Raw genomic sequence first — 25,748 nt, 5'->3', positions numbered from 1 at the left:
CAACCTGACTGGCAGCTACGGCCATTGTGGGTGCCCATGACGGCGGCACCCGCTAGTTAGTTGGGCAGGATCAGGTTGAGGGTGTGCGGCTTCCGGGCCGTGCCCGCAACCAGTTCGGCAGGCCACTTTTCGGCCGCCGCCTTGTGGAGCTGGGCAGGGGTCTGCGGCGCCTTGCCCCGGCGGGTCAGCAGGTGCCGGGCGAGTTCGCCCCGGGTGTGTTTGGCGAAGTGGCTCACCACTTTCCGCACTCCGTTGACCTCGGTGAAGACATTGACGGCGACTGTCTGCGCCGGCGGCGGAGCCCAGGCGGCGATGTATGTGCTGGAACGGCAATCCACCAGCAACTCTCCGGCCGTGGCGGCTGCCAGGGCCGCACTCAGCTGCGGTTTCCAGAAGGACGCCAGCCGTCCGACATCGGGCAGTGCGGTTCCCATCGACAGGCGGTAGGCGGGCACCCGGTCGCCGAACCGGATGGCCCCCCAAAGCGCCGAGATCACCAGCACACTGCTGTCCGCCTTTTTCCGCTGGGCCGGAGTGAGGGAGTTGTAGTCCAGGGCATCAAACAGCACGCCTGAGTAGACCTGGTGGGCGGGGGCCGCCGGTTCGGCGGCGAGTCTTGTGTTGCGTTCGACGTCGGCCCGCAGCGACGCGCCGACGCCCAGGAGCGCCAGGGCGTCCTCATGGGCGCTGACCGTTCCCAGCCCCTCCAGAACCTTGGCCCGGTAGGCATTCAAATCCGGGAAGCTCAGCGTGGCCCAGTCCACGGCGTCGCCGGCGGTGGCAGGGGTCTTGCCTTCTGAGGGCGGCAGCAGAATCAGCACCGTTCAATCTTAGCGGCGACGGCCGCCGTCCCGGCCGCGATGCAGCCGCTTCAGGAGCCGCCGCAGAGCCGCCGCAGAGCCGCCGCAGAGCCGCCGCCGGGCCGCCGCCGGGCCGCGCCGGCAGCGGGCTTAGGCAACGGTGCGGCCGAGGAAGGACAAGACGTCGGGCAGGATGGAGCGCCAATAGCTGTAGTCGTGGCCGCCGGGCTGTAAACCACCCTCGACGACGCCCGGAAGGTCTGATCTGTATGCGCGCACCGTGGCGGCGAGGCTGTCCGAGGTGCCGCAATCGACCCGTTTGGGCAGTGCGGCAAGTCGTGGCCGGAGGGCGAAGACGTCGTGGGCTGCGAAATCTGCCGGGCTGTCGAAGGCGGACTCCATGCGTGAGTCGTAATCGTTCCAGACCGCCGGGCTCATCGCCGCGACGGCGCGGACTCCGGGCAGACGCCCCTGCGAGGCGAGCAACAGGGAACCGAAACCGCCCATCGAGAGGCCGAAGAGCCCGATCCGGCCAAGATCGCAGCCCTGGCCGCCGAGGAACGGGACAAATTCCTTCACCAGCATCGACTGGGTGTCGCTGCCGTCGGCACGGGGATGCCACCACGTGTTTCCGCCATCAACGGCGGCGATCGCGAGGGGCGCACCGCCGGTGTCGAGGTGCCGCTGAAGGGCGTCGTGGGCGGCCAGGTCGTCGAACAGGACGGCATGGCTGCCGCCCAATCCGTGCAGGAACAGGGCCAGCGGAAGCTCCGCTGCTGCTGCGCCGGCAGGCATTTCGGGGGCGGCCAGGGACCAAGCGGTCAGGACCCCGGGACGGAAGGCGGACTTAAATGACCCCGAACTCGTCCGGACCGACAGCGGGAGGGCGGGGGACGGCGTCGGGCCGGCTGTTGCGAACTGTGGCGTCGCAGGGGACCGGCTGGCAGGCGCAGCGTCGGGTGCGCAGGCGGCCAGCGCGGACGCGGTGAGTCCGATTCCTGCCAGCTCCAGCAGCCGGCGCCGGCTTAGGGCGGTCTCGTCCATGCCACGATCATAGGCCCGGCAGCGAGCCGCGTCGCCGGAGGGGCCGGGGCTGACCGTAGAATGGACACCGGATGGGTTGACCAGGCGGCCGCGCGTCACGCAAGTGGCTCGAGGAACGTCCGGGCTCCGCAGGGCAGGGTGGTGGGTAACGCCCACTCGGGGTAACCCGCAGGCCAGTGCCACAGAGAACAGACCGCCTGTAGGCGGCGCGTGCTTGCGCGGGCCGCAGGGCAGGTAAGGGTGAAACGGTGGTGTAAGAGACCACCAGCTTCCCGGGTGACCGGGAAGGCTAGGTAAACCCCACCCGGAGCAAGGCCAGACAGGGCACGTTCGAGGGCTGCCCGCCCGAGTGTCCGGGTAGGCTGCTGGAGGGCGTCGGCAACGGCGTTCGTAGATGGATGGCCGCTACTTGCGCGCTGGTAACGGCGCGGAAACACAGAACCCGGCGTATCGGTCAACCCATCCACTCACAGCGCACGGAATCCGCGGTATTACGGGGCTGAATGGCTGATTTCCGGGGTTATGCAGCACCCCGTATGGGCCTATTCGATAGTGCTCAATCGGCTTGTGCCGCACTCTTTTGCCCATGAACTGCCCATGAGGACGGGCCTATGCCTGCAGAAAACCGGGAAGTCTCTGGGCCCACCGGATGGGCAGTAGTCCAAGGCGCGGCGAGAGCATATCGCACAAATGCTCAGGTCACGCTCATCGGTTCTCCGCGAATGTGTGTTTGATGCCTTAGTTACATAAACTCACTGATGTATCTGGGGCGCAAAATAGCCGACCCGGAACGTTCAAGGGAGATTCATGTCGGTTGCATATGTGGATGCGCAGGGTAAAAATGTTCAGCTCAGGGACAAAGAGGACCAGCGCTTCGCCTACCATGTTGCGGCGGACTCAGGCGTGCTCCTTGTCATGCAGAAACTGAACACCGACCTTTGGCAAGTGTCCAAGGAACTTTCACCAAACGGGTGGCGCGAAGTTCAAGGCACCCGGTTCAACCAGTTCCCGACCAACTCCCCGGGGACGGATGGCCGGATTAACTTTGCGCCTAAGCCGAAGACTCCCTAGCGGAATTCCCGGACAGGCTGGACACGATAGGCCCGCCCAACGAGCTCGCTAGGCTTTAGTCCAACCCTCGGGAGGATGCCTGGCAAAGATGCAATTCCTGCTACGGAGTAACCGCTCGAATTGGGATGCAAGGCCGTAACCCAAAAGCAGCCCCCGCCCGGTGCCGGGCGAGGGCTGCTCCGTGCCCTGGGCGGCGCGGATGACGCGCTCGCGCAGAGGCAATCGGACCAACGAAAAACCCCGCCAGGCAGCCCTGCCAACGAGGTTTTCAACGATTCCCTTTCCGCACCTTGTCTAGACATGAGGCGGGGGTGGGCGCCGTGGTTACCGGACGATGTAAGTCCGGCCGAACCGATAGCTAATCTTGCCCTCATAAGTGCCCTTGACGCGGACGACGTACTTATCGCCTTTGCCTTCCCAGGCCTTGTGGGTGTCGTGGTAGCCGCCCGCGAAGATCTCGCCGTTCCTGAACCAGCGGTATTCCAGCTTGGTGCCCTTGGGCCAGCCGTACTTGTTCGCCCGCAGGACGGTTCCTGCGTTGACGTACGTGGTGGACTTACCGGCGGTGCAACTCGCGGTAGTTTCTGCACATGACGAGGGGCACCAATTGAATACCGGTTCACAGGTCGCGGCGCTGGCCGGGACCGCCGCGGTGAGCGCTCCGGCTCCCAGGGCAACGGATAAGGCGGCAGCGGCCGCTGCTTTACGGAAGATCGATCGTTTCAATGCTGGCACGGTTCCCCGCACCTCCTGTCGGTGGTTGGCAGATAAATTTAGGCTGCTGAACGCTTCCGACATACACCGTCTACGGCGCCCCCAAGCATGAGTATAACCACACGAGCCCCACTGGTATCACGAGCGCCCCGTCATGCCACCAGCAGAAACCCGGGCAGCCGCAAACCCCACTGCATGGCACGGAACTTCTCGGGGCAGCGCCGGTACTGTTCGATGTCCCACTCGGAGTCTATGACGGGGCGGACATTCGCGGATGGGATCCAGGCCCGGTGCGGGCGTAGGTCGTCATCGTCCCACCCCACGATGATCTGGGTGGAGTTCCAGCGCTGCTCCTCGGCGTAGACATCGGCAGTCCCGGTCACGAGCGGCAGGGCGGCTATGACCTTCGGGTAGTGGCCGTACTCCCACGAATGCGTAGTCTCGGGCGAATGAGCAGAATCCCCGCGCAGATACTCATAGGTGGTCCCGTCGAGGCTAAATGCAGTCATGCGGCAATCGTATCCGGATACAAAAAAGCCCCCACCCGGCGCCGAATCGGGCGGGGTGGGGGCCTATCTTCTCGTCGTGCTGGTGGGCGCCTACTGCAGGCGTTTGGCGGCTTTCTCCCATGCATGCCCAGCCAGCCACTCAATGCGCTCGGATGGGGTGACATAGCCTTCCAGGGCGATGACGCCAGGCACGAGCGTGACTTCTCCGAGGAGGGGACCGCGGACCGACGAGTAAGTGTCAATACGCGCAAACGGTGCGGGGACGGCGACGGACGCACGGCGTGCCATGTTGAGCTGCTGCTCCCAGTTCTCCGGACGCTCCGGCTCCACGATCTCGAAGTACTTCGGGTCGGAGTACACATCGTCCGGGGTGAGCGGGTTGAAGTCGCCGTCGAACCAAGCGTGAGTCGGCTTGCCGCTGGAGTTTCCGACCTGCTCAATGAAGACGATTTCTCCCTGGAAACCGAAGAACTTGATGTCCCGGGGGACAGCTCGGCCGTCAGGTTCGCGGATGCGCTCCTCAACGATGAACGGCTTCTTGGCGTTCTTGGACTTCAAGGACATCTGCTGCTGGAACATGCGGATCTGATCGACCGTGAGTTCCTTGTCGGACATGCTGTCGAAGAATCCGTTCTCGGTCTTCTTGAGCAGCATCACGCCGATGGCCGAGAACAAGAACGTCGGCTTGAGTACAAACTCGTCCGGCAGCCCATCAAGGTTGATGTCGTCTGCTGAGTCGAAGTTCCGGTAGATCTCGGCAGTAGGAAGGCCCGCGTATTTGAAGAACTCGTTTGCCCTGAGCTTGTCGTGTAGGTACCACGGGACGTTCTTTTCACCGCCGTCGCGGCGCCGCCTGACCAGGTCGGAAAACTTCATTGATTCATCCTTTTTATGAGAGGCGGCGAAGCTGTCTCGGTGCACAGTTCGTTCTAACGCTCCCGTAAGATTGCCCTTTATGAACGTCGAGGAGCAAATCCAAGCATTGCAGCAACAGGTCGCAGAGTTGTGGGAGATCGTAGAAGGATTACGGCCTGCCCGGGGTCCGCTGCTCTTCATTGATGAGACGGCGACCGTTGATCCTTCCTGCGCCTTGCACACGGGGACGAGCACTAACCGAATCTTCATCGGGAAGCAGTCCAAGGTTCTTCGTGGCGCGGAGTGGCTGGGGACGATCAAGGTTGGGGACCGTGTCTTCATCAATGCCCACAGTTTCATCCGCCCCAACGTGACCATCGGCGACGACGTTTCCCTCGGCCAGCATGTACGACTCATTTCTGACACACACGAGATCTCTGGTGGTTCACGCCGGACGGGTAAACCGAGCCATGAACCCATCGTCATCGGGCGCGGATCGTGGATTGGCGCCGGCGTGACGATCCTCGGGGGCGTGACTGTCGGTGAGATGGCTATCGTCGCGGCAGGGTCCGTGGTCAACAAGGATGTGCCCTCCAACGTCGTGGTGGCCGGCGTGCCAGCGAGAATCGTGAAATATATCCTTGACGTGGACGGTGTTGCGACGTTGACCGCTGAACCTGTTCAAGATGCCGTGCCGCCTGCCCCTGGTTCCCCGGCGGCCCCGGATGCGCCGCCGGCGGATGGAATTGCTAGCGTAGTTTCGTAGTTGCGCACCGGGCGCGGCCTGCCTCGTTGGGGGAATTCTGTATCCTCTAAGCCAGCATTGACCGAGCACGACCGCCTCGTTGAGCACTATGAAAAGTCTCCGCTTATTCAGCGCATTCAGCGCGTCTTGGACGAGCGGGGGCCTGATCAGAGTAGGCGATGACGCCTCGGAGGCTCGTTACGCCGCCGACCGCGCCGCCGCCGCGCTGGATCTCGGTTGGGGCACAAGGATGCAACGGAAACGCTGAAGACTTACGCGCATTTGTGGCCCTCGGATGACACGCGGGCGGCGGCCCTGACGGATGGCCTGATCAGCTTGGTTGCCCACGATTTGCCCGTGACCGGCCCGCAACCCCAGCAGTAGCAGGGAATTAGTCAGAACCCGGCATATCGGTCAACCCATCCACCCACATCGCACGGAGTCCGCGGTATTCCGGGGCGGCCCGCCCACCGGCTTGGCCGCCCGCGACCAGCTGCGCCCGATCTCAGGACGAACTTAGCCGGCCGACTCCTCCGGAGCCGGCAATTGGCCCCCGGCGCCGAGTTCTGCCAGTCAGCGCCCACGGTTCTCTCAGCTCCGCGCCGCACAATTTCAGAATGAACATTTACGTTGTGGAGCCCCGGTCGATGGAACACCGATGTCAGTGGTGCGGGGTGGTCACTGAAAGACTCTTCTGCGAGGACTGCACGGATGAGTTGGAACGGACCGGCGGTAACCCGGAGCTGTAGCCCGGAAAGCACCAGCCGCGCGGCAAGAAAAAACGGCGGCCGGCACCGAGTGGTACCAGCCGCCGCTCAGAGCGGTGAATCAGGCGTTAGTCTTCCGCTTCAGCCAGCCCCAGACACCGGTGGCCACAAACAGGACCAATCCGATGATGGCCAGCCACAGCAGGCCCTTGATGGCAAAGCCAAGGATAGAAAGAACAAGCCAGATGACAAGAAGTGCGATTATGAGTCCCATTGGACCATCCTAAGGGTGAAGCGAATGCTTGACATCATCGCGGCTTGACCAGAGACTGCAGGGAACGTTCAAGCGACAATCTGCAGTCAGCGAAGAGTTGGGGATCAATGGTGCCGGACGACGGAACATTCGACTACGTAATTGCCGGTGGCGGCAGTGGTGGCAGCGTCCTGGCGGGCCGGCTGAGTGCGGATCCCTCGGTGAGCGTTCTTTTGCTTGAGGCCGGCAGATCGGACCGCCACCCGTTTATCCACGTCCCCGCCGGTTTCCCCAAGCTCAAGGGCGGCCCATATCAGTGGGACTATGCCAGCGTTCCGCAGAAGCACAGCAACGGCCGTCGTATTCCGCTCGCCCAGGGCCGCGTGCTGGGCGGCGGCGGCTCCATCAATTCGCAGGTCTTCACCCGCGGCGTGGCCGAGGACTACGACAGCTGGGTCACCGACTATGGCTGCGAAGGCTGGTCCGCTGACGAGGTGAGCAAGTATTTCGTTCGCTCGGAGTCCAACAGCCGGCTCTCTGCCCCGCACCACGGCACCAACGGCCCGCTGGGGGTTTCGGACCTCCTTCGCCCGCACAAACTCTCGGCGGCCTTCGTGAAGGCGGGCCAGGAGTTCGGTTTGCCTTACAACAGCGACTTCAACGGCGCCGAGCAGTACGGCGTCGGTTTTTACCAGACCACCACGAAGAACGGCCGCCGGTGCAGCGCGGCCGTGGCCTACCTGAAACCGGCCCGCAAGCGGAGCAACCTCACTGTCCGTGCCAACGTGACCGTCTCCCGAGTGATCATTAAGGATGGCCGGGCCGTCGGGGTCCAGGCCATCGAGGGTGGCAGTGCACGCACCTACACGGCCAAACGCGAGGTCATTGTTGCCGCGGGCGCTTTCGGCTCGCCCAAACTGCTCCAGCTCTCCGGCATCGGCGACCCCGCGGATCTCGCCGCGGCGGGCATTGAGACGGTCCATGCTCTGCCCGGCGTCGGCAAGAATTTGCAGGACCACTGCGACATCGACATCGTCTACGAGCTCAAGGATTACCACAGCATGGACCGGCTCAACCAGGTGCGCCCGGCGACCGTCTTTGCCGGCGTCGAGTACCTGGCATTCCGGTCGGGACCGTTCGCATCGACCCTCGTGGAAGCCGGCGGGTTCAGTTACGCCAACAAGGACGAGAAGACCCCCGACCTCCAATTCCATTTCCTTCCGGCCGCTCGGGTGGGGACCGGGGGGGCGGTGCTGAAGCCCGGGTTCGGGGCGACGCTGAACTCGTACTTCCTGCGGCCCCGGAGCCGGGGGACCGTCCGTCCAGCGTCGTCCGATCCGGGTAGGGCGCCACTGATCGACCCGAACTACCTGGCCGACGACTACGACCTCGAGATGGCGATCGCCGGCGTTAAACAGAGCCGGGAGATCATGGGGCAGTCGTCGATGACCGACCTGACCAAAGCCGAACACATCGGTGACGGTGCCCGGGTGGAAACCCGTGACGAATACGTGAAGTTTGTCCGGTCCTACGGGCGCACCTCCTACCACCCCGTGGGCACCTGCTCCATGGGAACCACCGATGCTTCTGTGGTTTCACCGCGGCTGAAAGTTTACGGACTGGAGGGATTACGCGTGGTTGACTCCTCGATCATGCCGCGCCTGATCAGTGCCAATACCCAGGCGCCGACCATCATGATCGCGGAAAAGGCCGTGGACATGATTCTTCAGGATGCCCGCTAGGGGTGGCTAGCCGGCCAACTGCTGCGCCAGCTCCCATGGGGCGTCGGTGAAGACACCGTCCGCTCCCGCGGCCCGGAGCCGCACCGCAGTGGCCGGATCGTTGACGGTGTAGGGCCACACGGTCAGGCCTGAGTCCTTGAGCTTGCGAAGGTAGCCGTCACTGATGTCCTTCTGCGGGCCGACGAAGCCGATTCCGCTGGCTGTGATCGACGCCGGGACAGGTTCGTCGCCGGCGGGCAGGAGATACAGCACGTGCAGCCCGGCGCGGGCCAACGCCTGGGCCGTGGAAAAGCTGAACGTCTGCACAATGACCTTCTCCTGAACGCCGCGCTTCAGGATGGACGCCGCGAAGGCAGCCACGTCGATGGCCGGGTCCTTGAGCTCGGGAACCAGGACGTTCTTTCCGCCGTACAAATCCAGCATCGCCTCCCATGTCGTGGGAGTGCCCTCCGCACCGCCCAGAGGATGACGGATGCCGGCCGCTTTCCAGCGGTCCAGGGTGATGCCGGCCGGCGCGCCCGCCAGACCCGACATGGTCCTGTCCGCCGTTTCATCGTGCAGCGGAACCAGCGTCCCGTCCTGGAGCTGGCGCAAATCCGTTTCCATCGGAAACGCCGTCTTGCTCACTGCCTCGAAGGCCTCCGCGGAGGATTCCGGGTACACCAGCGCTCCGCCTCGGTGCGCCACCAGGGTGAACGGCGCTGCCGCCGTCGTGGTGGCAGCCGACGTCGGCGCTGACGCCGGTGCCTTCTGCGGTGTAGCAGCACAGCCGGAACACAGCAGTACGCCTATCAGGAGAGCCGCAAGTCTGAACATCGCCCCAGCGTAGCTGCCCGCGGCGCCGTGTGAGTGACTTCACGCATCACCGGTCGCCGGTGCGAGCGTGGCCGCCGGTAGAATGATCCGTGAACGTAGACGTTCTCCCGCCGGGTCTGCGTTCGCAGCCGGCGGCTTTTCTTTGCTCGACACAGGCGCACGGGGTGGACCGAATCCCCGGAGCCGAGGTTCCGGACACCCTCCGGCAGCCGACTTCCGCATACGACGCCGTATGGGGTGGATTCTAGGAAGGTATTTCTGTGAGCCAGACGTCAGATTCTTGTCTTGATACGTGGATGGGCCGGGAGGCGCTCGCCGAGGCCATGATCCCGGTGATCGGCCGGCTGTACCGCGAGAACAACGTGGTCACTTCCATCCACGGCCGCAGCCTCATCAACAAGTCCACCATGAACATCCTCAAGGCGCACCGCTTCGCCCGCCGGATGAGCAAGGAAGAACTGCGTCTCGAAGAGACCGCCCCGCTGCTGGACGCCCTCACCCAGCTCGATCTTGGCGCCGCGGCCATCGATATCGCCCGCCTGACGGAGAAGTACCGCGCCGAAGGCAACGGAGCCACTCTCGACGCGTTCCTGCGCGAAGAGCTTGCCGAGGTTGTTGGCAAGCGCGGCGGCGACGACCGCACCAGCACCGACGTCGTCCTCTACGGGTTCGGCCGCATCGGCCGGCTACTGGCCCGCCTCCTGATCGAAAAGGCCGGCGGCGGGCACGGCCTGCGGCTGCGCGCCATTGTGGTGCGCCGCGGCTCGGACAACGACCTCGCCAAGCGTGCCAGCCTGCTGCGCCGCGACTCGGTGCACGGCTCCTTCGAAGGCACCATCAAGGTGGATCTCGAAAACGACACCATCACCGCCAACGGCGTCCAGATCCAGGTCATCTACTCGGACAACCCCGCAACCGTTGACTACACCGCCTACGGTATCCACGACGCCCTCATCGTGGACAACACGGGACGCTGGCGCGACGCTGACGGGCTCTCCCAGCACCTGCAGAGCAAGGGCGCGTCCCGTGTGCTGCTCACGGCTCCGGGCAAGGGCGAACTGAAGAACATCGTGCACGGCATCAACCACGCCGCGATCACTGACTCGGACAAAATCGTCTCCGCGGCGTCCTGCACCACCAACGCCATCACGCCCGTGCTGAAGGCCATCAACGACCGCTACGGCGTCATTCACGGCCACGTCGAGACGGTCCACTCGTTCACCAACGACCAGAACCTGATCGACAACTTCCACAAGGGTGACCGCCGCGGACGGTCAGCCGCGCTGAACATGGTCATCACCGAAACCGGGGCAGCCCAGGCAGTCGCCAAGGCCCTGCCGGAGCTGCTCGGCAAACTGACCGGAAGCTCCATCCGTGTTCCCACTCCGGACGTGTCCCTGGCCATTCTGAACCTGAGCCTGGAAAACGGCACCACCAAGGATGAAGTCAACGAGTACCTGCGCGAGATGTCGCTGCACTCCTCGCTGCGGAAGCAGGTGGACTACATCGATTCACCCGAGGTGGTCTCCACCGACTTCGTCGGCTCCCGCCGCGCCGGCATCGTTGATGGCCTTGCGACCATCTCCAATGAGAAAAACCTCGTCCTTTACGTCTGGTACGACAACGAGTTCGGCTACAGCTGCCAGGTGGTCCGCGTCATGGAGGAAATGGCCGGCGTGAACCCGCCGTCCTTCCCCGCCAAGGACGCCGCCGCAACTCTGGAGGCCGCCGGCCTGCCTGTCGAGGTCTCGGCCTGAGCGCACGCGCCTGAACCCGATGCCCCTTTCCCGGCCAGTCCTCTGGAATCGGCCGGGAAAGGGCACCACAATGGTGCAATGGAACAGAACTCGTCAGTAGAGCACGAAACCACTCTGGAACACGCCCTGGACATCGCACGGCGCAACGCCAAGGAAGCCAAGCGGCTCCTCGATGACGCCCGCGCCAAGCACACCGCGGGTGAGGTCGAGGAGGCGCGCGTGCGGCAACTCGAATCCCTTTTGGCCCTCGCCAACGAAGATCTCGTGCGCGTGACGAAAGAGAACTGACCCGCCACCTGTCCTCCACACTGTGGAGAACAACGGCAACCCCGGAAGCCAGGCCTAGGCTTCGGTAGGTGGAACGAATTCTGCCCGGCCGGTGCCCATCCGGACGCCGCCCGGATGACCGGGGATTTCAGTGACAATCACCTGGACTGAGTTCCGCCGGGCTCGACGGCGGTCCCGCCAGGCGTGGGCAGTCCTTGCCACTGCGGCCCTCACCCTTGTTGGAGCGCTCGCCTGGTTCTTCATGGTGGGCCAGTTCGCCGCTGTCGAGCCCTCGGACGGCCCCCGCGAGGCGCCCGTGCTGGCCGTCGGCTGGATGCACGCCGTCGTCCCCGTGCGGTTCGTTCCGGTGGGGCCCGCCGAGGCGGTGCTGGACACGCTCGCGGTGAAGGGCCGGGCGGCCCTGGACGATTACGACCGCAGCGCCTTCGGCCAGGCCTGGCTGGACGCCGACCGGAACGGCTGCGACACCCGCAACGACATCCTCCGCCGCGACCTTACGGGCGCCCAATTCACCAAGGATTCCCGCTGCCAGGTGGCCTCCGGCGCCTTCCGGGAACCGTACACGGGACGCGACACCATCTTCCGCAGGGGAGCCGCCAGCAGCAAAGACGTCCAAATCGATCATGTGGTGGCGCTGGGGGACGCCTGGCAGAAAGGTGCCCAGCGGTTAACCGCTGAACAACGCGAGCATCTGGCCAACGATCCGCTGAACCTTCTCGCCGTCGACGGTCCGGCCAACCAGGATAAAAGCGCGTCCGACGCCGCCACCTGGCTGCCGCCGAACAAGGCCTTCCGCTGCCACTACGTCGCCCGGCAGATCTCGGTGAAGGCCGCCTACTTGTTGTGGGTCACGCCGGCGGAAAAGGATGCCATGAAGCGGATCCTGGACTCCTGCCCCGGACAGCAAACGGTGGTTGCGGTGCCTGGCTAAGCCCGGGCGTTCAGCTCCGCCTCCAGCCGTTCGACGTCCGCTCGGTGGCAGAGTTCGGTGGCTGATGTCGTCACCGTGGCGCTTCCCGCGGCGACGGCCGCCCGGAGCGCCTCCGCCAGGCTCCGGCCCTGGGCCAGTCTAAGAACAAACGCCGCCAGGAAACTGTCGCCGGCCCCGACAGTGCTGGTGACCTTCACCTGCGGCACGGCAAGCCTCAGGATCCCGGAAGAGGAGGCGAGGACGGCGCCCTCGCCACCCAGGGTCAGGGCGACGTGTTCCGCAGAACCGTCAGCAACCAACGCTGCGGCCGCCTCCACCTGGCTTTCATCGCTCGCCAAGGTGGTGCCAAAGTGCAGGCCCAGCTCCCGGCGGCTCGGCTTCACCAGGAACACCCCCTCGGCGAGGGCCTCAGCCAGCGCGGGGCCGGAGGCGTCCACGATGCAGCGTGCACCGGACAGCCGAGCCAACCGCGCCACCTGGGCGTAAAAATCGTCCGGGACGCCCGGTGGGAGACTTCCGCTGGCTACAACGTACCCGCCCTCCGGAATGGAGTCCGCCACGAGGGCCAGGCACAAACGCCACTCGGGCTCGCTCAGTTCCGGGCCCTGGAGCACAAAGCGGAACTGCTTGCCGGTGGCCGTCTCATCGACGGTGAAGTCCTGGCGGGTGCTTCCTTGGATCGGTACAGCGAGGGTGGGCACGCGTTCGGCTTCAATCAGCCGGCGGTACGCCTCCCCGGTGGGCCCGCCGGCGGTGTAGATGGCCAGAGTCCGGCCGCCGAGGCGCTGCACCACCCGGGACACGTTCACGCCGCCGCCACCCGGGTCGAGGCGGCTGGCGCCGCAGCGCAGCTTATGACCGCTGGTGACCTGTTCCGTGGCCGTGCTGATGTCCAGTGCGGGATTCACGGTGAGCGTGAGGATGGGCTGCATTGCCGTCGGTCTGGGAGCTTCCATGGCCCAAGCATAGGAGCACGGCGCTGCCGGGTTCCCGTGTGACGCCCTCTTGTGGGCAATCATCCGCTCCGCGAGAATGGGCGCGGCAGCATAAGCGGCAGCGGAGGCGGCAGGACAGTCCGCCGCAACGAGTGGAACGGGCACCATGGCAGAGGGCAAGGGCAGCGCGGGCAAGGATGGCGCCAGCAGAAGCAGCAAAGGCAAAGGCAGCGCAGGCAGAGGCGGCTCCGGAAAAAAGAGCGCCGGAAAGGGCGGCCAAAAACGGCCGAAGCGGATGAACCTTGGCCTCTACGAGGCCGAACTGTTCCGGCTCCAGGCCGAGCTCGTGGCGCTGCAGGAATGGGTCCGCAGCACAGGGGCCCGCGTCCTGGTGATTTTTGAGGGCAGGGACGCTGCCGGCAAAGGGAGCGCCATCAAACGCGTCACCGAATACCTGAACCCCCGCGCCGCCCGGATTGTTGCATTGCCGGCCCCGACCGACCGGCAGCGCGGCGAGTGGTATTTCCAGCGGTACGTGGAACAACTTCCGGCCGCGGGAGAAATCGTGCTCATGGACCGCTCCTGGTACAACCGCGCCGGCGTCGAACACGTCATGGGGTTTTGCACACCCGCAGAACACAAGCGCTTCATGGCCCAGTGCCCGGTGTTTGAACGCCTGCTGGTGCAGGACGGCATCCTGATGTTCAAATACTGGTTCTCCATCAGCCACGCGGAACAGGAACGGCGGTTCAAGTCCCGGCTCGATGATCCGATGCGGCAATGGAAGCTCTCGCCGATGGACCGTGAAGCGATCCTCCGGTGGGAAGACTTCTCCCGGGCCAAAGACGACATGTTCATGCAGACCGACACTGCAGAATCGCCCTGGTATGTGGTGGAGGCCGAGGACAAACGCCGGGCCCGGATCAACATGATCGCCCATCTGCTCTCCAGCATCGACTACACCGAAGTCCGGAGAGAGCCGGTGACCCTGCCGGAACGTCCCAAGGCAATCAACTACACCCGCCCGCCCCGCGACCTCTTCCGCTACGTTCCGGACCACGCTGCCCTGGTGAAAAAGTCCGGCAAAGCGTAGCCCGCACGGCGGACATTCGCCGGCCCGGTGCCGCCGGCCGTTCCTGGCAGGTAGGGTACCGGCATGGACATCATCCTGGTACCCGGATTCTGGTTGGACGCCTCGTCGTGGGAGGAGGTGACCCCGGTGCTGATTGCGGCCGGACATGCGGTGCACCCCCTCACGATGCCCGGGCTGGAATCGGTCAGCGCGTCACGGGCCGGCATCGGACTGCGGACCCACATCGACGCCCTCGTCGCGACCATCGACACCTTCTCTGACCCGGTGGTCCTGGTGGGCCACTCGGGCGGCGGCGCCATCATCCACGGCGCCGTGGACGCCCGGCCCGACCGGGTGGCCAGAGCTATCTACGTTGACAGCGGACCGCTCGGCGAAGGCGGGGTCATCAACGATGAGCTGCCGGACGACGGCGACGACGTGCCGCTTCCGCCGTGGGAACTGTTCGAGGATGCAGACCTCACCGACCTCGACGACGGGCTGCGGGCCACGTTCCGGGCCCGGGCCGTCCCGCAGCCCAAAGGCGTGGCCCAGGACCAGCAGCGGCTCTCCAACGATCGCCGCTTTGAGGTCCCTGCCACTGTCATCGCCTGCGAGTTCCCCTCGTCGATGTTGATCGAGATGATCGCCGCGGGCCATCCGTACGTTGCCGAACTCGGCAGGATCCGCGACGTGGAGTTTGTGGATCTTCCTACCGGCCACTGGCCGCAGTTCACCAAGCCGGCGGAACTGGGGCAGGCCATCCTGGCGGCCGTCGACCGGATTCGGTGAGCCGCCGGCCCTGGAAGCTGTGGGCCAGGCGCTAGTGCCCGAAGGGGTCCGGGTCCACGCCCGGCATCCAAGTCAGCCCGGGGACGCCCCACCCGCTCTTCTTGGCCTGCTTCATGGCCCTGCGGGCGTAGCGGTCGATCAGCCGGTTGACGTAGAGCTTGCCGTTGAGGTGGTCGTATTCGTGCTGGATCACGCGGGCGAACCACTCGGTCGCCTCGAAATCCACGGGATTTCCGTCGCCGTCGAACCCCTGCACCCGCGCCCAGTCCGCGCGCTTGAGCGGGTATTGCCCGCCGGGGAAGGACAGGCAGCCTTCCTCGTCCTCGTCCGGATCCGGTAGCGCGCCGGAAATTTTAGCGAGGGTCAGCACCGGGTTGACGACGACGCCGGACGGCGGCGCGCCGTCGTCGTTGTCATATTTGTAGACGAAGAGCCGCTTGCCGACCCCGACCTGGGGGGCGGCGAGGCCGACGCCGTTGGCGGCATCGTTGGTCTCGAACATGTCGGCGATAAGCGTCCGGAGTTCGTCGTCGAAGACTTCAACCTCAGCGGCCCGGCGGTGAAGAACGGGCTCGCCCCAGATCGTGATGGGCAGAACGGTCATGTCAGGAAAATTCCTCCTGTGCTGTGGGTGCTGTGGGTGCTGTGGGTGCTGGTGGACGAACAGTCAGCCGGCGATCGTGCGGCCGACGACGTCGCGCATGATTTCGTTGGTGCCGCCGAAAATAGTCAGCAGTCTGGCCGCCAGGAACGCCTGCGCCACCGGATACTCCAGGATGTAGCCGTAGCCGCCGTGCAGCTGCAGACACCGGTCGCTGACCGATTTTGCCCTCTCGGAGGCCCACAATTTCGCGCGGGCGGCGGAGGCGGCGTCGAGCTCTCCGGCGTTAAACGCCTGGATTGCCCGGTCCACGTACGTTTCGGTGACTTCCACCTCGGTGAGGATGTTGGCCAGTTCGAAGCGGCTGTTCTGGAAATCGATGATCCGTTCGCCGAAGGCGTTCCGGTCTTTCGTGTAACGGACGGTGGCCTCGTAGATGGCGCGGACGACGGCGGAACTCGCCACCGCGATCCCGAGCCGGCCCTGCGGGAGTTGTTCAGCGCAGTACTGCAGAGCCTTGCCCTCCTCACCGACGAGGTCGGCATGCGGGACCCGGACATTGTCGAAGAACAGCTCCGCGGTGTCCGAGGCCTTCAAACCCATCTTGTCCAGCTGCTTGCCCGTGGAGTAGCCCTCGCCCTTGCGGACCATGAACAAGGAGAACGAGTTGGCGTTGCCGCGGCCGGTGCCGCCGTCGGTGCGGGCAAGAACCAGGGACGCGTCGCCGGAGATGCCGTTGCCGATGAACGTCTTTTGCCCGCTGACCAGCCACTCGTCGCCGTCGCGCACGGCTTTGGTGCGGACGCCGCGCAGGTCCGACCCGGCGCCGGGCTCGGTCCACGCCACCGATGTGACGGTCTCGCCGGACACCATGCCGGGAAGCCAGCGGCTCTTGAGGTCATCGGAGCCGTAGGCCAGCAGGTGGGGGAGGACCATGTCGTCGTGGAGGTGGAACGCCAGCCCGACGGCGAGGTGGTTGCTGCGTGCGAACTCCTCGTCCAGAACGGCGCGGAAGCGGTAGTCGTCCATGCCCATGCCGCCGAATTCCTCCGGCACGGCCAGGCCCAGCAGGCCCTGCTCACCGGCTGCCGTCCACAGGCCGCGGGACATCATGTGGTCCTTGTCCCACTGGGCGTAATGCGGTGCCACGGCGCGGGTGTTGAATTCTGCGGCCATCTCACGGAACATCTCGTGGTCTTCTTCAAAGAGCGTGCGCTTCATTGCGGTTCCTTCCGGTCACGGTTCCATGGACAGACAACAAAGGCCGCACCGGATATCCGGTACGGCCTTCGTCTAAGGTCGGACAATTACTGCCGTCCTTCATGAGGGTGAGCGACGGGGGTTGAACCCGCGACCTCCTGGACCACAACCAGGCGCTCTGCCAACTGAGCTACGCCCACCATGTGCCCCGCCAAGCCTTCCGGCGAACCGGCTGGCTGAAAAGGCAACGACAAATAGCTTACCTGCTGATCGGGGCTGCTTTTGCCACTTTCCGGAGTTTTAGCAAAATTTCCTCGAAAAGGTGGCGCAGATTACGTCCGCAGGCCTAGGTTGCCGGTGTTCCGGCGGGGGCATCGACGGACTCCGCGGCGGTGTCCCCGCCGGTTCCCATGACATTTTTGGCAATCCGCTGCGCCGTGGCGCTGTCCGGGCCCGGTGCAGGAACAAAAACGGCTTCGCGGTAGTAGCGCAGCTCGTCGATGGAATCCTGGATATCGCCGAGGGCCCGGTGGCCGCCCAGCTTGGCGGGGGACTGGAAGTAGGCGCGGGCGTACCAGCGGCGGGAGAGCTCCTTGATGGTGCTGACGTCAATGACCCGGTAGTGCAGGTGCTCCACCAGTTCGGGCATGTCCCGGTCCAGGAACACCCGGTCCGTTCCCACCGAGTTGCCGCCCAGCGGGGCCTTCTTGGGGTCCGGTACCCACTTCTTGATGTAGTCCAGGACGATGGCCTGGGCCTCGGCCATGGTCTTGCCACCGGGAAGCTCGGCCAGCAGCCCGGAGCGGGTGTGCATGTCGCGGACAAAGTCGTTCATCTGCGCCAGGGCTGCGTCGTCGGGCTTGATGACGACGTCGACGCCGTCACCGAGGATATTAAGCTCCGAGTCCGTCACCAGCGCGGCCACCTCAATGAGGGCGTCGTGCGTGGTGTCCAAGCCGGTCATTTCACAGTCGATCCAGACGATGCGTTCATTAGATATAGGCACGCGCCCAGCCTACCGTTCCGACGTCGCCGCGCGGTCCGGTGCTAGGATTTCGGGTACGCGGGCGGACAACATTTTTCGCCGTCGCGGCATGCCCCGGGCCGGTTCGCACGGCCGGCAGAGGGTGGAAAATGCCCCACAACAGATTGGACGATCCTGAGATGACGGCGCCTGTGCCCGCAGCGGGGAAGGCGGCTGCCGGCACGCTCCCGTCGGCTGCCGTTGCCGAGGTGGATAACGCCCGTTCGCCCCTGCTGGCAGGATTCGCTGGTTCCCTCTTCATGGCGATCGGTTCGCTGGGGGTCGGCTGGCTTGCGCCTGCTTCCGAGCTCCGCCGCGTTCCGCTGTTCATCTGGATGCGAACGGAAGCCGTCGGCGTCGGGTTGTGCATTGTGTTGCTTGCCGTGGGCGGGATGCTCCTCGTCCGTGCCTGGCTCAGGCTGGGCCAGCGCGTGCGGGTCTGGGGTGCTGAGGCCCGCAAGGCAACACTGCAGGCTGTGGTTCTGTGGGGGCTGCCCCTGATGTTCTCCGTTCCGCTGTTCAGCCGTGATGTCTACGCCTACATCGGGCAAGGCCGGCTGATGGTGGAAGGATTCAATCCGTACGAGAACGGGATTTCCGCGCTCTCGAACTATTTCCAGCTCGGTGCCGACAAGATGTGGACCGAGGCGCCGGTTCCGTACGGCCAGCTCTTCCTCTGGATTGAGCAGTTCGTCGTCTGGTCCACCAACGTGCAACCCGAAGCGAGCATTATGCTCTTCCGGCTGGCCGCGCTGGTGGGGATCGTGTTGTGCATCATCTACGTGCCCAAGCTCGCGGAGCTCCACGGCGTCAACCCGCACCGCGCCTTGTGGCTGACGGCCGCGAACCCGCTCTTCCTCACCAACTTCATCGCGAGTGTCCATAACGACGCCCTCATGATTGGCCTGGCACTGGCAGGGTTGTACTACTGCGCCACCCGGCGCGTCATTCGTGGCCTGGTCCTGGTAACCCTGTCGATCTCCGTGAAACCCATCACCATCGTCTTTCTGCCCTTCATCGGCCTGTTGTGGGCCGGAAAGGGAGCCAGCTGGCCGCGGAAGTTCGTCTTCTGGGGGCTGACCGCCGGCTTCAGCCTGGCGATGTTGTACGCCATGAGCTTGGTCAACGGCTTCGGCTTCGGCTGGATCAACGGGCTCTCCGCGCCGGGAAGCATCTGGATCTGGTACGCGCCCGTCGGGCTGCTGGGCCTGGTTGTCGCCTCGATCTTCAACGCTTTCGGGCTGGACGGGTGGGGTCTGGCCAAGTGGGTGTACGACGCCGGCAAGCTGCTGGCGCTGGGCATCATCGGCTGGCAGATCTTCCGCGGCGACTACGACCGGCTAATACGCCGGCTCACGCTGGCGTTCGCCGCCGTTGTGGTGCTCGCCCCCATGATCCAGTCCTGGTACGTCGTCTGGCTCATTCCGCTCTTCGCCGTCACCGGCATCCGGGACGACTGGCAGGTCAAGGCTCTCTACTTCATCGTGTCGTTCTTCATGGTCTACGCGATCTCCGACCAGCTGGAAGTCTTCCCCTACCTGCAGACCGCGGATCTCGGCCTGGCACTTGCCCTGGCCCGCAACGCCGCAGCGATTATTGCCTTGCTCTTCGCCCTCTACCTGATCTTCCTCGATCCCAAAACCAAGATGCTCTTCAGCAAGTCCGAGGAGCCGATCACCACCCGCCCGGTCATTTGAGCTTCCGCAAGGCCTCCCGGCGTGAAAGCGGGCTCAGCCTGTCTGCGTGCCGTGCCGCGAAATCCTTGACCCAGGCAGGATTGGTGGCGGCGTACTCACGCAGCGCCCAGCCGATCGCCTTCCGGATAAAGAACTCGCGGTCTGCGAGGTTGGGTTCGATAACGGCCGCGAGCAACGCCGGATCGGTCGCGGTTTTGGCTCCCAGCTGGGCCGTGATGGCGGCCCGCCGGATCCACAAGTCGCGGTCCGTGCTCCATCGGAGCAGTACGGCGGACATGTCCTCCCGGTGGGCTTGCAGCAAGTTGCACAGCCGGTGCGAGACCCCGTCCACGAGATCCCACCAGGCGCCGCTGCGAATGATTTCTTCATAGAGCGGGAGCATGCCCATCTCACCCGCGGCGAGCTTCAGCCCGGTCAAGTCGATGGCGGCGTAGCGTTCTTCCCGCCAGCGGGCGTCCCGCCACAACTCCAACACGGCGGACTGCAAGTCCTCCAGAGATCCCGGCGGCCGTTCTTTGATGGCGGTCTTGACCATTCGCCGGACCTCCGGAACCTGCACCCCCAGGCACGGCATTGCGGACTTCAGATAAGCCTGTGCTCCTGCCGCCCGGGCGGGGTCCGCGGCGGCCTGCAGCAGGGATCGTATGGCGCCGACGAGTTCCAGGGGGGGACATGAGGCCACTCTAGCCATGCTCCGGCGGGCCCTTAGAGTTGAAAGCATGTCGATGATTAAGAGCCAAGCCGAAATTGTCCTGATGCGCGAGGCAGGCCGGGTGGTGGCCAATACCCTTGAACGCGTCAAGGAGGCTGCCGCCGTCGGGGTCTCCCTCAAAGAACTTGACGAGCTGGCCGCGGCGACGATTGCCGGTGCCGGAGCGACGCCGGCTTTCCTGAACTACCGGCCGAGGTGGGCGTCGGTGCCGTTTCCCGGGGTTATCTGCACGTCGGTGAACGACGCCGTGGTGCATGGAATCCCCAATGATTACCAGCTCCGGGACGGTGACCTGCTGAGCGTGGACTGTGGCGCGTTCCTTGACGGCTGGTGCGGCGACGCAGCCGTCAGCTTTATTGTCGGCACGGCCGACCCGGAGGACCAGGCCCTGATCGACGCGACCGACGCCGCCTTGGCCCGCGGCATCGAGGCGGCCCGGACCGGCAACAAGATGGGGGACCTGGGTTACGCCATCGGCGGGGCAGCACGCCGCGCCGGTTACGGACTGCTGGCCGACCATGGGGGTCATGGCATCGGCAAGACGATGCACGCCGAACCGCATGTTCCCAATGACGGCAGGCCCGGCCGCGGCATCAAGCTGACGGAGGGCCTGCTCATCGCGATCGAGCCGATGCTCATCCTGGGCGGCACGGACGAGTACATCCACGACGACGATGAATGGACGCTCCGCTCATCTAACGGCCGCCGCGCCGCCCACAGCGAACACACCGTGGCCATCACGAAGGACGGCCCGCTGATCCTGACGCTGCCATGAGGACCTGCCCGGCGGCGGGCAACGCTCCGGTGCCTGCCTACCGGGCGGAGCGCAGGCGGTGTGCGGTGACCCGCAACTGAATAATGCGGGCAGCTCCTGCGATGGCAACGAGCACGCCGCCGCCTACCGCCGCGATGAACAGTGCGATACCGAGCGGCACGGAGCCCTCGAGGCCAAAGAACTTCACTTGCACGTATTCCTGGTTCTGCAGAATGAACGCAATGAGCAGGATCAGGACCACCAGTGCGCAGGCGACCGCGGCCCAGACCATGCCAGCGCGGGTAACCTGGCGCGATTCCTGGGCTGGCGATGTGGACTGTCCTGCCGGCGGAGTCTCCACGGGAGGCGCCTGCGTTGCGGTGTCGGGGGCGCCGGTCGCAAGATCGGTCCCGCCAGCAGGGACTCCGGTCCCGGTCGGGTAGCCCGGCTCGGTGTACACGGAAGGGGCGGCGGCCTGGTCCGGGTACTGGGCGCTGGAGGCGTCGTTGGGATCCTGGGGATCGAATCCGCGGGGTGTTTGGGTCATGGCGGCCATACCTTTCGGTTGCGGGCAGGGCGCACAGGCGTTCCCTGGCGTGCTGCCTGTGAATCAATACTAAGGGTGCTGATGGCCCGCCGGGGGCTGCGACGCAAAATATCGTCGAGGGCCTGAGGGAACGGCGTTTGTTCCTAAGAAACTGCTCCATTGACCGGTGCGTACACACTTGCACCCCGGCCAAGGACAGCGGCTCTGGCCTGCGGAAATTCCGACACGCCAGAGCCGCATCTTGGTGCCCCAGGAGGGAATCGAACCCCCGACCGGCGGATTAGAAGGCCGCTGCTCTATCCCCTGAGCTACTGGGGCACGTTGGCGGTCCTGCCCGGCCGTTGCCGGAGGACGCCTCCAAGAGTTTACCGTGCCGGGCGCGGCCCGGGTGTCAGGAACACCCGCGGGTGCGGGCATTTGCCTCCCGGACGGGTCCACGCCGATTCGCCGCATGTGGCTCCTACGGGCCCCTGGATAGTGGTCCGGTGGATCCGCGCGCGGCGTTGGCGTCGCATTCCTGCTGCCACTACATGTCTGCTTTGTGGACCAGGCCGCCGAGTTTTCCACATGGCCTACCCGGGCCCTCGCGCCGGGCGCGGGCCCGCGCGAAGCTGAAGGAGCCTGCTAGGCACACAATTCGAGACAGGACATGAGAATGAGCGACAACATCACTGTCCGTGGCTTCGTCGTCACGGAGATCACGAGTTCGACGACGCCGGGTGGAGTGGCGACCGCGTCATTCCGTATCGGCTCGACCACCCGCCGTTACGACCGAGCTGCGAACGCCTGGGTGGATGTGAACACCAACTGGTTCACTGTTCAGGGCTACCGGCAGCTGGCAGGAAACCTGGGCTGCAGCATCAGGAAGGGGCAGCGGGTCATCGTCGTGGGAAAGCTGAAAATGCGGAGCTGGGAGAATGCCGGGCGGATCTATCACCGGGCAGAGATCGACGCTGAGGCCGTCGGCCACGACCTCATGTTCGGGTCGGCAAACTACATCCGGACCGCCACCCACGGTCCGCAATCAGCTGCAGGACCGTCGCCTTTCGTTACTGAGGGCGCCGACCAGGAGCGGACAGAGCATGACCAGGACAACCACGGTGCTGCGTACGACCAGCATCACGAAGGCAATCAAGAAGACGGCCCCGCTGCCCCGTCCGTCTTCGTCGACGACGTCACGGGGGAGGAAGCGGAGCTGGATGAGCAAACCGGCGAGCTGAAAGGAGCTGCCGCCTGAGGGTCCCCGGCAGCCGCAGGAGGGATGGGTTGCGGTCAACCACCCTGCGGCGTCGACGTGGAGCGGACGAGGGGGCCTTGCCGGCCGCCGGTACTTTCAGGGCGGCCGGAATGTGAGTTATCCCGGCGGAACCACTAGATTTGTAGGTATGGCGGAATTTATCTACACAATGACCAAGGCCCGCAAGGCCGTTGGCGAAAAACTTATCCTCGACGATGTGAGCATGTCCTTCTTCCCGGGGGCCAAGATTGGCGTTGTCGGTCCGAATGGTGCCGGTAAGTCCACCATTCTCAAGATCATGGCCGGGCTGGACACCCCCTCCAACGGTGAGGCCCGGCTGAGCCCGGGGTACACGGTGGGCATCCTGTTGCAGGAGCCGCCGCTGAACGAGGACAAAACCGTCCTGGGCAATGTCCAGGAAGGCGTCGGAGAGATCATCGGCAAGATTCAGCGCTTCAACGACATCTCCGAAGAGATGGCGAGCCCTGACGCTGACTACGATGTCCTCCTCGAGGAAATGGGCCAACTGCAGGAAGCGATCGACGCCGCCGATGCCTGGGACCTCGATTCCCAGCTGGAGCAGGCCATGGACGCGCTCCGCTGCCCGCCGCCGGAAGCCGACGTCACCCTGCTCTCCGGTGGTGAGCGCCGCCGTGTTGCTCTCTGCAAGCTTTTGCTTCAGAAGCCGGACCTGCTGCTCCTCGATGAGCCCACCAACCACCTCGACGCCGAGAGCGTGCTCTGGCTCGAACAGCACCTTTCCAGCTACCCCGGCGCCGTCCTCGCCGTCACCCACGACCGGTACTTCCTAGACCACGTGGCCGAGTGGATCGCCGAAGTGGACCGCGGCCACCTCTACCCGTACGAGGGTAACTACTCCACGTACCTCGAAAAGAAGCGCGCCCGCCTCGAAGTCCAAGGCAAGAAGGACGCGAAGCAGGCCAAGCGCCTCACCGAGGAGCTCGAATGGGTCCGCTCCAACGCCAAGGGCCGCCAGACCAAGTCCAAGGCCCGCCTCGCGCGGTACGAGGAAATGGCCGCTGAGGCGGACCGCACCCGCAAGCTGGACTTCGAAGAGATCCAGATTCCGCCGGGGCCGCGCCTGGGCGGGTTGGTCCTGGAAGCCAAAAACCTGCAAAAGGGCTTCGAGGACCGCACCCTGATCGACGGGCTTTCCTTCACCCTCCCGCGCAACGGCATCGTCGGTGTCATCGGCCCCAACGGTGTTGGCAAGACCACCCTGTTCAAGACCATCGTGGGGCTTGAACCCCTCGACGGCGGCGAACTGAAAATCGGTGACTCCGTGAAGATTTCCTATGCGGACCAGAGCCGCGGCGGCATCGACCCGAACAAGACCCTGTGGGAAGTTGTCTCCGACGGTCTCGACTACATCCAGGTCGGCCAGGTCGAGATGCCGTCCCGCGCCTACGTGGCCGCCTTCGGGTTTAAGGGCCCGGACCAGCAGAAGAAGGCCGGAGTGCTCTCCGGTGGTGAGCGCAACCGCCTGAACCTGGCGCTGACCCTCAAACAGGGCGGCAACCTGCTGCTCCTCGACGAGCCCACCAACGACCTCGACGTCGAGACGCTCAGCAGCCTCGAAAATGCCCTGCTCGAATTCCCGGGCTGTGCTGTCGTGGTCTCGCACGACCGGTGGTTCCTGGACCGGGTGGCCACTCACATCCTCGCTTACGAAGGTGATGAGGAGAACCCCTCCAAGTGGTACTGGTTCGAGGGCAACTTCGAATCCTACGAGGAGAACAAGATGGAGCGCCTCGGCCCGGATGCAGCCAAACCGCACCGGGTGACCCACCGCCGCCTCACCCGCGACTAATCCCGCAGCCCGCGGCGCGGATCAGCGCCATGCCAAAGGCAGCGGGACAGAAGAGGCCGGCACCCGCAAAAAGGGCGCCGGCCTCTTCCATGCCACGGGTCAGCCGCGGTCGGCCTTGCGCATCTGGTGCTCCAGGACCTTGGTCTGGACCGCGCCTTTGACCTTGCTCTTGAGGTCTGAGGGGACCCGGATCATGCCCTCCTGCGCCACCGTGGCCACATGCCGTCCGTCGCGGCTGAAGATCTTTCCGGTGGCCAGGCCCCTGGCGCTCTGGGCGCTGGGGGACTCCTGAACGTAAAGCAGCCACTCATCCACGCGGACGGGACGGTGCCACCACATGGCGTGATCCAAGCTGGCCACGGACATGCCCGGGGTAATCCAGCTCATCCCGTGCTTGCGCAGGATGGATTCCAGCAGGGTGTAGTCGCTCGCGTACGCCAAGGCGGCGCGGTGCAGTTCCGGATCGCTGGGCATCGGTCCGAACGTCTTCATCCACACGGCGTTGCGTGGTTCCTTTTCGCCCTTGGCCGAGACGTACAACGCCGGGTCGACGTGCCGGATGTCGAAGGGCCGCTCATAGGCCCAGTGCCGCGCCACCGGATGATCGAACTTGCCCAGCAGATCGGCCGTGCTGGGCAGCGACTCGGGGTCCGGAATCCCGGAGGGCATCTGGGACTGGTGCTCGATTCCCTCGTCCTCGTCCTGGAACGAGGCGATCATGGACAGGATGGGCATGCCCTCCTGATACGCGTGTACCCGGCGGGCGGAGAACGAGCGGCCGTCCCTGAGCCGCTGGACGCCGAAGGTGATCGGCTTGTTGGCATCCCCCGGGCGCAGGAAGTACCCGTGCATGGAGTGCACGCCGCGGCCCTCGGGAACGGTGCGGCTCCCGGCAATCAGGGACTGGGCGAGCACCTGCCCGCCGAACACGCGGTGCCGGGGCTGCTGCTGCGAGGGCCCCATAAAGATGTCCTCATCCGTCCGGGCACCCTCAAGCTCGCCGAGGTTGAGCAGTTGGAGGAGCGAGGAGGTGGGGTCCTGGGTGGGCGGGCCCTGCAATCCGGCTTCGGCTTCAGTCATGGATCGACTCTAGGCGTTACCCCGGCACGGTCCCAAG

26 protein-coding genes, 2 tRNA genes and 1 other RNA gene are annotated in these 25,748 nt (G+C 65.0%); 13 read left to right on the top strand and 16 right to left on the bottom strand.

Features of this window, described 5'->3' with window-relative positions; genetic code table 11:
* Positions 1-56: 56 nt before the first annotated feature.
* Together VUN84_10960 and VUN84_10955 are read right to left on the bottom strand one after the other, a co-directional pair.
* Positions 57-821, bottom strand: a complete 765-nt coding sequence (locus VUN84_10960) for a peroxide stress protein YaaA (GenBank protein ID XAS62843.1) — start codon at positions 819-821, stop codon at positions 57-59.
* 129 nt (positions 822-950) lie between these two features.
* The gene (locus VUN84_10955) at positions 951-1,844 is read right to left on the bottom strand and encodes an alpha/beta hydrolase-fold protein (protein XAS62842.1); all 894 of its coding nucleotides are present in this window, start codon (positions 1,842-1,844) and stop codon (positions 951-953) included.
* 72 nt (positions 1,845-1,916) lie between these two features.
* Between VUN84_10955 and rnpB the strand changes: the two genes are divergently transcribed.
* Both rnpB and VUN84_10945 read left to right on the top strand, forming a co-directional pair.
* Positions 1,917-2,310, top strand: an RNA gene (gene rnpB / locus VUN84_10950) — RNase P RNA component class A.
* Positions 2,311-2,651: 341 nt separating this feature from the next.
* Complete coding sequence (locus tag VUN84_10945) at positions 2,652-2,915, top strand: hypothetical protein (GenBank protein ID XAS62841.1); 264 nt, start codon at positions 2,652-2,654, stop codon at positions 2,913-2,915.
* Between the two features lie 324 nt (positions 2,916-3,239).
* On the opposite strand, the gene VUN84_10940 is transcribed toward VUN84_10945, so the two are convergent.
* The 3 genes from VUN84_10940 to VUN84_10930 form a co-directional block, all read right to left on the bottom strand.
* Positions 3,240-3,650, bottom strand: coding sequence for a hypothetical protein (locus tag VUN84_10940; GenBank protein ID XAS62840.1), 411 nt, complete (start codon positions 3,648-3,650; stop codon positions 3,240-3,242).
* A 131-nt stretch (positions 3,651-3,781) separates the two neighbouring features.
* Positions 3,782-4,138: a hypothetical protein gene (locus VUN84_10935; protein XAS62839.1), complete on the bottom strand. Its 357-nt coding sequence runs from the start codon at positions 4,136-4,138 to the stop codon at positions 3,782-3,784.
* Positions 4,139-4,228: 90 nt separating this feature from the next.
* A complete protein-coding gene (locus VUN84_10930; GenBank protein XAS62838.1) occupies positions 4,229-5,014 on the bottom strand; it encodes an ATP-grasp fold amidoligase family protein in 786 nt (261 codons plus the stop codon).
* 79 nt (positions 5,015-5,093) lie between these two features.
* On the opposite strand from VUN84_10930, the gene VUN84_10925 reads away from it, so the two are divergent.
* Positions 5,094-5,759: an acyltransferase gene (locus VUN84_10925; GenBank protein XAS62837.1), complete on the top strand. Its 666-nt coding sequence runs from the start codon at positions 5,094-5,096 to the stop codon at positions 5,757-5,759.
* Positions 5,760-6,566: 807 nt separating this feature from the next.
* Here VUN84_10925 and VUN84_10920 read toward each other — a convergent pair.
* Entirely contained in the window at positions 6,567-6,719 is a 153-nt protein-coding gene (locus VUN84_10920) for a hypothetical protein (GenBank protein XAS62836.1), read from the bottom strand.
* 107 nt (positions 6,720-6,826) lie between these two features.
* On the opposite strand from VUN84_10920, the gene VUN84_10915 reads away from it, so the two are divergent.
* Positions 6,827-8,440, top strand: coding sequence for a GMC family oxidoreductase N-terminal domain-containing protein (locus VUN84_10915; GenBank protein ID XAS62835.1), 1,614 nt, complete (start codon positions 6,827-6,829; stop codon positions 8,438-8,440).
* A gap of 6 nt (positions 8,441-8,446) precedes the next feature.
* On the opposite strand, the gene VUN84_10910 is transcribed toward VUN84_10915, so the two are convergent.
* Positions 8,447-9,256 (bottom strand): glycerophosphodiester phosphodiesterase, encoded by an 810-nt coding sequence (locus VUN84_10910; GenBank protein XAS62834.1) that lies wholly within the window; start codon positions 9,254-9,256, stop codon positions 8,447-8,449.
* 260 nt (positions 9,257-9,516) lie between these two features.
* On the opposite strand from VUN84_10910, the gene VUN84_10905 reads away from it, so the two are divergent.
* The 3 genes from VUN84_10905 (at position 9,517) to VUN84_10895 (ending at position 12,232) form a co-directional block, all read left to right on the top strand.
* Complete coding sequence (locus VUN84_10905; protein XAS62833.1) at positions 9,517-11,013, top strand: glyceraldehyde-3-phosphate dehydrogenase; 1,497 nt, start codon at positions 9,517-9,519, stop codon at positions 11,011-11,013.
* A 78-nt stretch (positions 11,014-11,091) separates the two neighbouring features.
* Positions 11,092-11,301, top strand: coding sequence for a hypothetical protein (locus tag VUN84_10900; GenBank protein XAS62832.1), 210 nt, complete (start codon positions 11,092-11,094; stop codon positions 11,299-11,301).
* 130 nt (positions 11,302-11,431) lie between these two features.
* A complete protein-coding gene (locus tag VUN84_10895; protein ID XAS62831.1) occupies positions 11,432-12,232 on the top strand; it encodes an HNH endonuclease family protein in 801 nt (266 codons plus the stop codon).
* On the opposite strand, the gene VUN84_10890 is transcribed toward VUN84_10895, so the two are convergent.
* The gene (locus VUN84_10890) at positions 12,229-13,188 is read right to left on the bottom strand and encodes a 1-phosphofructokinase family hexose kinase (protein XAS62830.1); all 960 of its coding nucleotides are present in this window, start codon (positions 13,186-13,188) and stop codon (positions 12,229-12,231) included. The two genes, VUN84_10895 and VUN84_10890, sit on opposite strands and share 4 nt — an antisense overlap.
* A gap of 274 nt (positions 13,189-13,462) precedes the next feature.
* Here VUN84_10890 and ppk2 point away from each other — a divergent pair, with 274 nt between their 5' ends.
* Together ppk2 and VUN84_10880 are read left to right on the top strand one after the other, a co-directional pair.
* On the top strand, positions 13,463-14,260 hold the full coding sequence (gene ppk2, locus VUN84_10885; protein XAS65831.1) for a polyphosphate kinase 2: 798 nt from the start codon (positions 13,463-13,465) through the stop codon (positions 14,258-14,260).
* A 63-nt stretch (positions 14,261-14,323) separates the two neighbouring features.
* The gene (locus VUN84_10880; GenBank protein XAS62829.1) at positions 14,324-15,028 is read left to right on the top strand and encodes an alpha/beta hydrolase; all 705 of its coding nucleotides are present in this window, start codon (positions 14,324-14,326) and stop codon (positions 15,026-15,028) included.
* A 31-nt stretch (positions 15,029-15,059) separates the two neighbouring features.
* Here VUN84_10880 and def read toward each other — a convergent pair whose 3' ends face one another.
* The 4 genes from def to orn all read right to left on the bottom strand — a co-directional run bounded on the left by def (position 15,060) and on the right by orn (position 17,835).
* Positions 15,060-15,632: a peptide deformylase gene (gene def / locus VUN84_10875; protein ID XAS62828.1), complete on the bottom strand. Its 573-nt coding sequence runs from the start codon at positions 15,630-15,632 to the stop codon at positions 15,060-15,062.
* A 63-nt stretch (positions 15,633-15,695) separates the two neighbouring features.
* Positions 15,696-16,850, bottom strand: a complete 1,155-nt coding sequence (locus VUN84_10870; GenBank protein ID XAS62827.1) for an acyl-CoA dehydrogenase family protein — start codon at positions 16,848-16,850, stop codon at positions 15,696-15,698.
* 106 nt (positions 16,851-16,956) lie between these two features.
* Positions 16,957-17,029 (bottom strand) — tRNA-His (locus tag VUN84_10865).
* A 146-nt stretch (positions 17,030-17,175) separates the two neighbouring features.
* Positions 17,176-17,835 carry an oligoribonuclease gene (gene orn / locus VUN84_10860; protein ID XAS62826.1) on the bottom strand — a complete coding sequence of 220 codons (660 nt, stop codon included), beginning with the start codon at positions 17,833-17,835 and terminating at the stop codon, positions 17,176-17,178.
* A gap of 158 nt (positions 17,836-17,993) precedes the next feature.
* On the opposite strand from orn, the gene mptB reads away from it, so the two are divergent.
* On the top strand, positions 17,994-19,550 hold the full coding sequence (gene mptB / locus VUN84_10855) for a polyprenol phosphomannose-dependent alpha 1,6 mannosyltransferase MptB (GenBank protein ID XAS65830.1): 1,557 nt from the start codon (positions 17,994-17,996) through the stop codon (positions 19,548-19,550).
* On the opposite strand, the gene VUN84_10850 is transcribed toward mptB, so the two are convergent.
* The gene (locus VUN84_10850; GenBank protein XAS62825.1) at positions 19,543-20,241 is read right to left on the bottom strand and encodes a DNA alkylation repair protein; all 699 of its coding nucleotides are present in this window, start codon (positions 20,239-20,241) and stop codon (positions 19,543-19,545) included. The two genes, mptB and VUN84_10850, sit on opposite strands and share 8 nt — an antisense overlap.
* 28 nt (positions 20,242-20,269) lie before the next feature.
* Here VUN84_10850 and map point away from each other — a divergent pair, with 28 nt between their 5' ends.
* A complete protein-coding gene (gene map, locus VUN84_10845; protein XAS62824.1) occupies positions 20,270-21,037 on the top strand; it encodes a type I methionyl aminopeptidase in 768 nt (255 codons plus the stop codon).
* A 37-nt stretch (positions 21,038-21,074) separates the two neighbouring features.
* Here the strand turns inward: map and VUN84_10840 are convergent, their stop codons facing one another.
* Positions 21,075-21,563, bottom strand: a complete 489-nt coding sequence (locus tag VUN84_10840; GenBank protein ID XAS62823.1) for a lipopolysaccharide assembly protein LapA domain-containing protein — start codon at positions 21,561-21,563, stop codon at positions 21,075-21,077.
* Positions 21,564-21,805: 242 nt separating this feature from the next.
* Positions 21,806-21,881 (bottom strand) — tRNA-Arg (locus VUN84_10835).
* Between the two features lie 337 nt (positions 21,882-22,218).
* Between VUN84_10835 and VUN84_10830 the strand changes: the two genes are divergently transcribed.
* Together VUN84_10830 and ettA are read left to right on the top strand one after the other, a co-directional pair.
* Positions 22,219-22,800, top strand: coding sequence for a single-stranded DNA-binding protein (locus tag VUN84_10830; GenBank protein ID XAS62822.1), 582 nt, complete (start codon positions 22,219-22,221; stop codon positions 22,798-22,800).
* A gap of 148 nt (positions 22,801-22,948) precedes the next feature.
* Positions 22,949-24,631 carry an energy-dependent translational throttle protein EttA gene (gene ettA / locus VUN84_10825; GenBank protein XAS62821.1) on the top strand — a complete coding sequence of 561 codons (1,683 nt, stop codon included), beginning with the start codon at positions 22,949-22,951 and terminating at the stop codon, positions 24,629-24,631.
* A 99-nt stretch (positions 24,632-24,730) separates the two neighbouring features.
* Here ettA and VUN84_10820 read toward each other — a convergent pair whose 3' ends face one another.
* The gene (locus VUN84_10820; GenBank protein XAS62820.1) at positions 24,731-25,711 is read right to left on the bottom strand and encodes an acyl-CoA thioesterase II; all 981 of its coding nucleotides are present in this window, start codon (positions 25,709-25,711) and stop codon (positions 24,731-24,733) included.
* Positions 25,712-25,748: the final 37 nt, after the last annotated feature.

This window comes from Micrococcaceae bacterium Sec5.8 (genome assembly GCA_039636775.1).
Classification (GTDB): Bacteria; Actinomycetota; Actinomycetes; order Actinomycetales; family Micrococcaceae; genus Arthrobacter.
The sequence above is the reverse complement of the archived record's forward strand: the minus strand, read 5'-3'. Positions and strand labels throughout refer to the sequence as shown.